Here is a 7891-nt window from a genome sequence, read left to right on the forward strand (position 1 = left end):
GGTCAGACGATGACGCCGTCCGCCGTCCGCCAGCGGGATCCGTCGGAGAACACGGGCTTCTTCAACACAGTGTCGTAGAACATCGCTCCGGTGCCCGCCGCAGCGGCGTCCGGTCGCGTCGATCCGTTCGTCAACTGCAGCAGGGCGTTCATCGTGATCCGGCCGTCCGTGCGGCGCGCGGTGAAAGAAGGGGCCAGAGTCCCGTCGTCCTTCGCGTAGTAGAGCTGCAGATCGGAACCCTTGTCGCCGCCGCTCTCCACCGCGGTGTTCGTCGCCAGTCTCCACCGGGGTGCGCCCGCTGCTGTGAACTCCAACGCGGACTTGCCGCCGACGATCTTGTCGATGGTCAGGCTCGTCGAGAAGCTCGTCGTGTCCCCGACGGTGATGTACGGTCCGAGTCGCCGAGGAGTGATCTCGATGTGCGGCTGACTGGCGCCTGCGACGATGTTGTCCCAGGAGTACCAGGTGTCGCTGCCCGACGGGCGGTGGATGCCGAACCCCATCGAGGGCGCTTCGTCGACCGATCCGTTCGCGAGTCGCGAGCCCGATGGTGCCGACGTGCCGTTGCGGTCGTCGATCACGAGATTCTGCGTGACGTAGATGTTCGACGTCTGCGATGACGTGCCCGGGGTGGAGATCCCGAAGTTCTCCCCGCCGTACTGCACGTCCGGCGCGCTGCCGTTGGGCTTGGCTGCTCTACCCGGGCGGAGGACCACGTTCGACGTGACGAGGATGTTGGCACAACCTTCGTCTATCAGGATCCCTCCTCGATCGCAGTCGACGAGCGTGTTGCCGCTGACCGTGGCATTCGCCGTGAACCGGTCGTCGTCGGTCTGACCGTCGCCGTCCTCATCGAAGACCGTTGCACCGTCCAGCTTCGCAAGGTAGATGCCGCAGCCCTCCCACCATTCGCGGATGCGCTCGACCCGGGTCACGGTGTTCCCCGTGATGGAAAGCGCCTTGCTCCCGCCTGCAGCCCAGATCCCGTGCCGAGCACTGCGATCCACGACATTGCCCGACACGACGACCCCCGCGGGCCCGGCCTCTCCCTCGAAGCCGCCGACCCAGACGCCGTTGTAGAAACTGCCGATGAGCGTGTTCCCCGAGCAGTTGACCCTCTGAGTTCCGCGGGAGATGGAGACGCCGTTGTCGGCGCTGTACTCGACGCGATTGCCGGAGAAGGTGACCGCTTCACAGTCCCGGAAGCCGAGATCGAGGCACCGGAACGCCGTGCAGTTCGTCATGCGGGTTTCGCCGCCGATGCCGTAGAGCTGGACAGGCATGGACCGCAGGCCCCAGAATTCGACGCCATCGACGGTGACATTCGTGATCGGCGGATAGGTGGCCGTCTTGTAGCGACTCCCGAGGACGACCAGACCGGACTGGAAGCCCCGCGTCCCGCCCGTCCCGGTCGCGATGAGTCCCGCGGCGATCGTCCAGTTCGAGACGAACTCTCGACTTTCGCGTGAGTACGAGTCCGCCAAGGCGTCGGCATTGGTGAGCCCGCCCTTGATCGTGAAGTCGCGGAAGACGATGTTCCTGCTGGGCGCCGTACCTGTCCGCAGGACGAACGGAGCGGCGAGGGAGACGTGCAGCATTCCCGACAAGACGGTGCGACCCGCGCCGGCCCCTTCGATCGTGAGGTTCGAGTGCCCCTCGAGCGAGCACTGCTTGCTCAGCACGTACTCGCGGGCGCCTGCGCGGACGACCGACGGCCGCGGGTCCGCCTTGGCTGCGGCGAGTGCCCGGTCCCAGCAGTACCAGTCCGATCCGTCCCCCGGCTTGACGTAGTCGTCCACGTAGAAGATCGCGGTCCCGCCGACCAGCGCATTGTTCGCCTTGCTCACGGGATTGGCGAGCAGCGCGCTGACCTGGTTGTCGAGGTCGGTGCTGTCGACCGGCGCTGCCGACGCCGCCGGCGCGACCGCCATGGTCACCGCAGAGGCGGCTCCTGCAGCGAGGAGGAACGAACGTCGGTTCGAGCGCGAGTGTGTCGTTGTCACGGGATCATCGTGCGACGATCATCGGCCGTTCATCCCGCGATGAAGGATCCTCCGTCTGCACGACACTTGTAGGGGGATAGAACGGCTTCCCGTTGCGGGATCAGCTCCTCGCGCAGACGATGCGCAAGGAGAAGAGGTCGCCCGCGTGGACGCAGCCCGGGCGAGTCTCGCGAATGCGGAGTGCACTCGCTCGGCGGCAACCTGTCGGCCCTCTGTGGCGTCCTCAAGAGCGCCTCGTTCAGAGCCTCAGCAGCCTTCAAAGGAAGAAGTGCCGCGTGGCGACGGACTCGCGGAGCCTGCCCCAGCGACGGGCGATGCGCTCGATGCCGATCCGCCGGGCACTCGTCGGCCCGATCACGATCCGTCCGACCGAGTGGACCACGGTTCCCGCGACCTTGACGGCGGAGTCGCGCGGCATCCCCAGATCTCCCAGCTTCCGGTGCAGGCGCACGCTACCGCGGCCGTAGTTCATGTTCTGGGTGAATGTGCCGCGTCCGGAGTCGCGCTGGAGGTATCGGATCGCGGCGTGTGGCGCATTCTGGAGGCGTGCTCCTCCGAGCGTCGCCCGGTAGAAGAAATCGATCTCGTCGCCGCCTCCCACGAAGCTCTCATCGAATCCCCCGAGCCTGTCGTAGAGAGCCCGGGTGAATCCGCAGTTCGCGCCGGTCGGGGAACCGACCGTCACCCCCGCCTTGGGCCAGAGTCGGAAGTGCACGCCCTCGGCGGTCTCGAGGACGGTGCCGTCGCTGAAGACGCGGACCAGAGGTCCACCGACACAGTCCGCGCCATTGCGCAGTGCGCCGCGCAAGCCGTCCAGCCACCTCTCGGAGACCTCGTCATCGCAGTCGCACATCAGGACGAACGCACCTCGCGACGCGCGGACGCCGACATTCCGAGCGTGGTTGATCCCCTTCTTCCCGCTGGAGTCGACCACCCTCACGCACAGACCCAGCTCCTCGCCGAGCCGCCGCGCCACATCGGCGGAGTCGTCCGTCGATCCGTTGTCGCTGATGACCACCTCGACCGAGGGATCGGCGCTGCGGGCGATCGCGGAGAGCTGCGTGCGGAGGAACGGCGCGCCGTTGTAGCAGGGGATGACGACCGACGTCTCGATGGCGTCCCGGTCCGCGGAGTCGGGGAGGGACGCCTCGCTGTCGGACTCGATCGAGCCTCGGTCTCTGCGCACACGGGCAGTATAGGCGGGCACCTGTTTCGGCCCGCGCCCCGCGGGCCGATCGCAAGGCGGGCTCGAACGGGGGCCCCTCGGTGCGACCCCGGCATCGCATAGGCTTGCCGCGGTCGTGCCCGCGAGCGTCCTGACCGATCGAGCCGAGCAGGAGAGAGGGTGGGTCCGATGGCCAAGCCGTCCACCGCGGTACCTCGTCGTGACGCGTCGACCGACGTGACGGGAGAATCGCTTCCCGTCTGGGCGAAGCTGGTGGTGGCCGCGATCGTCGCGGCTCCGCTCCAGTACGCGTTCACCATCCGCATCGGGTCCCCGCTGAAGATCTCAGAGATCCTCATCGCGCTGGCACTCGTCGCCAGGATCCTCTCGCCCTCGTCGCGGCCTCTCAAGGCTCCGGGTCTCGGCTTCGTGGTCCTTCTCGCCGCGGCGCTGGCCGCGTCGTCGCTGTGGAGCCTCGTCGCCTCGCCGTCGGCGCTGCTCGACTTCACCGGCTACACCCGCTCCCCGCAGGGGGACATCGTTTTCTACACCGTCTTCGGCCTGTTCGCCCTCGCCGGGTGGTGGCTCTTCACCCAGCTCTCCCGCGATCAGATCGAGAGGGCGATCGTCCTCTCCGTGTGGTTGTGCGGTGCTGCGACGCTGCTTCAGATCGTGGGGGCCGCGGCCGGAGCCGAAGGCCTGCTGACCTCGCTCGGCTACCGAACCAACACCGCGGGCGGGGAAGACATCACCGAAGCGACCCTGCGAAGTGGTCCATTCCTCGAAGGCCAGCACCTCGGGTTCTTCGCCGCCCCCGGCCTGCTCGTCGCGCTCGCCCGCCGCTCCTGGGCCGCTGCGATCGTCGCGATCCTCGTCGTCTTCTACTCCCAGTCGACCACGGCGGTGCTGGGTCTCGTCGTCGCCGCCGCGATCATCGTGCTGATCCGTCCAGGCGTGAAGATCTTCGCGTCTGTCCTCGCCCTGTCTCTGGGGTTGCTGGCGCTTTCTGCATTCGTTCCAGCAGTGCGGGAATTCCTCCTGAAGCAGGCTGCGAAAGTCGGCCTTGTAGACCAGGTCGATCAGTTCCGCTTTGCAGGGCTGTCCTTCGATGTGCGGGAGGAGAAGTTCCTCACCGCGGTGAAGATGGCGTCCGATCATCTGGTTCTGGGCGTAGGTCCCGGCCGATTCGGCAGCTACTTCTCTCAATACGCGGACTACAATCAGCTTCCCGCGTATTACCGCACGACCGCTACGAGACCGATCGCTGAGAACGTATACGGTCAGGTCTTCTCCGAGAACGGGCTCTTTGCGCTCGTCGCGCTCGTCGGGCTGCTCGCGGTGCTTCTCCTCGGGTCACTCAGGGCTCGGCCCATCGTGGTCGGAATCGCCGCATCGGTGATCATCGGAGTGTGGACGCAGTCCTCCTGGACTTTCATGCCCATCTGGGTCTATATCGGCTATCTCGCAGTCGCGACGCGCGAAGCCGTCGAGACGGCGCCACCGGCGCCCATCGCCCCGACGATGAAGGTCGGCTTCCACCGGCCTCGTCGCTAGAAGGGCACCCACCCGCAGATGCTGAAGAACATCATCTCGACGTATGCCGCGCGATTCGCCGGGATGCTCGCCACGATCGCGATCCTGCCCATCGTGACGGCGGGGGCGGGGGCCGCCGGCTTCGGTCTCTATTCGTTGACCGTGTCGATGGGGCTCTTGTTCCAGCAGGATCTCGGCATGACCGCAGCGACGGTCAAGTTCGTCGCGGAGTCCAGGGCGAGAGGCGAGTACGAGCGCCTCAAGAAGGTCGTCGCCACCAGTGAGGCGTTCTTCGCCGTCCTCTCCGTCGTCGCGGCAGGACTTCTCGCCCTGGCCTTCGCCCTGACGGCGCCGACCCTCTCCGTTCCCCCGAGATTCGAGGACCAGCTCCTGATCCTCTTCGGGCTCGGCACGGCGAACGTGTTCTTCGCGCTCCTGTTCGCGCCCGTGCGGCAGACGCTCACCGGGCTCGGCTCGCTGAACGTGGTGAATGCTTTCCTGGCGTCTCAAGCACTGGCGCGAATCGCCTTCGCCGCAACCGCGATGGCGTTCGGACTGCCGTTGTGGGTCGTGAGTGGAATCGACGTCGCAGCGGTCCTCCTGGGAGGGCTGGGGATGTACTGGTATCAACGGACGCGCTTTCCCGAGGCATCGACGTCGCTCCTCCGCGCCGACTGGAGGGTGTTCCGTGACATCTTCGCGCTGAGCTCGCAGCTGCTGGTCCTCAGTCTCGCCGGTGTGGTGATCCTGCAGTTCGGATCCGTTGTGGCCGGGATCCTGCTGCCGCTGACCGCGGTCGCCGCGTACGCTGCGGCGCAGCGGGTCTACTCGCTCGTCAAGGAAGTCACTGCGTCGCTGTCCTCCGCGGTCCTGCCCGCGGTGACGGAGCGGCAGGTCACCGGGGGAGCGGGAGCCAACGGCTCGGTGTACATCCGCGGGACGAAGTACGCCAACATTCTGATGCTCCTGGTGTTCGTGCCCATCATGGCCGTCGGGCCCCAGCTGATCGATGTCTGGTCCGGCGGCAGGCTCGAGGGAGCCGGCGCTGCGGCGCAGGTCCTGGTGCTGTCCCTTCTGGCGAACAACAACCACCTGCTGGCGATCCCGGTGCTCACGGCTCAGCAGAACATCAAGCGATTCGCCGTGCTCCACCTCGTCTGGGCGACGACGGCGGTCCTTCTCTCGTTCGTGCTCGCTCCGATGCTCGGAGTCGCGGGAATCGCCCTCGCCGTCTGCCTGCCGGTCGTCTGCCTCGAGTACTTCTACATCCGACACACGCTGGGATCGCTCGGGCAGTCGTGGTCGACGTTCCTCCGGGAGTGCCTGCTCCGGCCGTATGCGGCCCTCGCGCTACCGGGACTCGTGCTGATCGTGATCGGAGCGTTCGTGCCCGCACAGGTTGCGATGCTCGCGGTCGTCGTGGTCGTCTGGGGGCTCCTGGCACTGCCGGCAGCGTACCGGTTCGCACTCGCCCCGGCCGAGCGGGCGCAGGTCCGCCGCATCCTGCGCCGCCATTGAGTGGGCGCGACCGAACTCGGGGTGGTCCGCTCGTCGGGGATGCGCTCCCAGGTCCGCGGAGCGACCTGAGGAGTCACCTCTCGACGATGTAACCCAGCTCGCGCAGGTAGCGGACGAAGTCCGCGGTACCGCTGAGGATCTCGAACCGGGCCGAGTCGGGGGAGGACTCCTGCAGGGCCGCGATCACCTCCGAGGTGGTGCGCCCGGGGAGGAGCTCCCAGATCCAGACGCCGGAGCCGCTGATGCGCACGACGCGCGACGAGCGGTCAGTCGTGGACAGGCAGAAGACCTCGCGCCCGGATTCCACGAAGGCGACGTCATCGCTGTACTGCCACACGGTGGGAGCCTATCCAGGATCGGAGGTCGGATCGGTCGACGGGCGTCAGGGCACCGCGGTCAGATCCAGGTGACGTCCGCACCGGCGTCGTGCAGCCAGGTGTCGTAGTACTTGCGCAGCTTCCCGGTGCTGTTGTCCTTGACGACCACTGGTCGCCCCATCTGGAGGGCGATCAGCATGGCGTGGAGCCGGTCTGTCACGACGCGCTCGCCCTGAGCGAGGATGGCCACTCCGCGCTGGAGCCGGCGGCGGCTGCGAGCTGACCAGAGGGCGGGAGCGGTCGGCACGATCGAGCGGAGGGCCGGGATCTCCTTCGTCCGGTGCGAGAGCCAGGCGGTCGTTCGGTCGAAGAACGCATCCTTGGGCCAGTCGACCCCGGAGCCGAGCGATCCCGTCGCCTCGGGGTCGCGGCGGACGAGCCGCACCTCTTTCTGCGTCGGTGCTGGGGACTCGAGGAGACCGAGGTGATGCACCGCATCGGGAGAGAGCGTCAGGTGCTCGACGTCCGGGCGGAGCAGCTCGAAGGAGTGCACGTCCCTCACGGCGACCCGCAGGTTCTCGCGGGTCGCCATCCGTCGTCTGAATTCCTCGTGGTCGGCGGGAGACGTGAAATGGACCGACTGGGCCCCCTGGAGGAGGAGTGTCGAGGTGGGGAGGCGCTCCGCCAGGCGATAGCGGTGTGCACTGTGGTGCTCGTACAGTCCACCCAGGTTTCCGCCGCCGTTGATGAACACCGGATCCTCGGCCCGAAGCACCTTGTCGGAGAGCGTGTGGAAACTCGAGACGCCCCTGACACGGATCCCCCGGTTCTCCCAGTACTGGAACTGACCCGCGGCGATGGCGCCGTCGCCGATGTTGGCGTGATCCGGGAAGTCTGTGAATTCGATGCTCTCGACGCCGTCGTGAAGCCGGTCGAACGCCTCGCCCGCCCGCTGCTTCATGATCTCGATGTAGCTCATTCGACTTCCTCTCCTGTCGACCCACGGGGCGCGGCGGAGCCGACGCCGAGCACGGAAGGCGCGACGTCCTTCGCGGTGCTGCAATGGGTGGGAGCGCCGCGTCGCAGGCCGCGCAGGCGCATGGGCAACCTCGGTCGACGAGGCTAGGCTCGTCCCATGCCGAGCCCGACCGTCTCCCAGGAGGACACAGTACAGGCGAACCTCCCGCAGCACGTCGCGGTGCAGCTGGCAGGCGCGCTCGTCCAGGCGCGGGCCGACGAGCTCGGGGTCCGGTCGCTGATCCTCAAGGGATCCGCGGCGACGATCCACGGTTACAGGCCCGTCCTCGACTCGTCGGACGTCGACGTGCTGCTCGAGCGCAGCGACGCGCGGCGGG

General features: G+C 67.3%; 6 protein-coding genes and 1 pseudogene. 3 read left to right on the forward strand and 4 right to left on the reverse strand.

What is annotated here, in order from left to right:
• Positions 1-2 precede the first annotated feature (2 nt).
• Positions 3-2003, reverse strand: coding sequence for a right-handed parallel beta-helix repeat-containing protein (locus tag ASF46_RS06375; RefSeq protein WP_157602266.1), 2001 nt, complete (start codon positions 2001-2003; stop codon positions 3-5).
• A gap of 256 nt (positions 2004-2259) precedes the next feature.
• Positions 2260-3189: a glycosyltransferase family 2 protein gene (locus ASF46_RS06380; protein WP_056866825.1), complete on the reverse strand. Its 930-nt coding sequence runs from the start codon at positions 3187-3189 to the stop codon at positions 2260-2262.
• A gap of 168 nt (positions 3190-3357) precedes the next feature.
• On the opposite strand from ASF46_RS06380, the gene ASF46_RS06385 reads away from it, so the two are divergent.
• Both ASF46_RS06385 and ASF46_RS06390 read left to right on the forward strand, forming a co-directional pair.
• Positions 3358-4722 carry an O-antigen ligase family protein gene (locus tag ASF46_RS06385; protein ID WP_056866826.1) on the forward strand — a complete coding sequence of 455 codons (1365 nt, stop codon included), beginning with the start codon at positions 3358-3360 and terminating at the stop codon, positions 4720-4722.
• Positions 4723-4740: 18 nt separating this feature from the next.
• Positions 4741-6219, forward strand: coding sequence for an oligosaccharide flippase family protein (locus tag ASF46_RS06390; RefSeq protein ID WP_056866827.1), 1479 nt, complete (start codon positions 4741-4743; stop codon positions 6217-6219).
• 73 nt (positions 6220-6292) lie between these two features.
• Here the strand turns inward: ASF46_RS06390 and ASF46_RS06395 are convergent, their stop codons facing one another.
• Positions 6293-6556, reverse strand: coding sequence for a PqqD family protein (locus ASF46_RS06395; protein WP_056866828.1), 264 nt, complete (start codon positions 6554-6556; stop codon positions 6293-6295).
• Positions 6557-6615: 59 nt separating this feature from the next.
• Entirely contained in the window at positions 6616-7515 is a 900-nt protein-coding gene (locus ASF46_RS06400; RefSeq protein WP_056866829.1) for a polysaccharide pyruvyl transferase family protein, read from the reverse strand.
• A gap of 156 nt (positions 7516-7671) precedes the next feature.
• Here ASF46_RS06400 and ASF46_RS19390 point away from each other — a divergent pair.
• A pseudogene (locus ASF46_RS19390) lies at positions 7672-7891 on the forward strand (hypothetical protein); the annotation flags it as partial.

It is taken from the genome of Rathayibacter sp. Leaf296, from assembly GCF_001423045.1.
In the GTDB taxonomy this organism is placed as follows: Bacteria; Actinomycetota; Actinomycetes; order Actinomycetales; family Microbacteriaceae; genus Rathayibacter; species Rathayibacter caricis.

Excerpts from the sequence above, each read along its gene's own strand:
- ASF46_RS06385 (WP_056866826.1), top strand. The coding sequence starts at position 3,358 with ATGGCCAAGCCGTCCACCGCGGTACCTCGTCGTGACGCGTCGACCGAC.
- ASF46_RS06390 (WP_056866827.1), top strand. The coding sequence starts at position 4,741 with ATGCTGAAGAACATCATCTCGACGTATGCCGCGCGATTCGCCGGGATG.
- ASF46_RS06400 (WP_056866829.1), bottom strand. The coding sequence starts at position 7,515 with ATGAGCTACATCGAGATCATGAAGCAGCGGGCGGGCGAGGCGTTCGAC.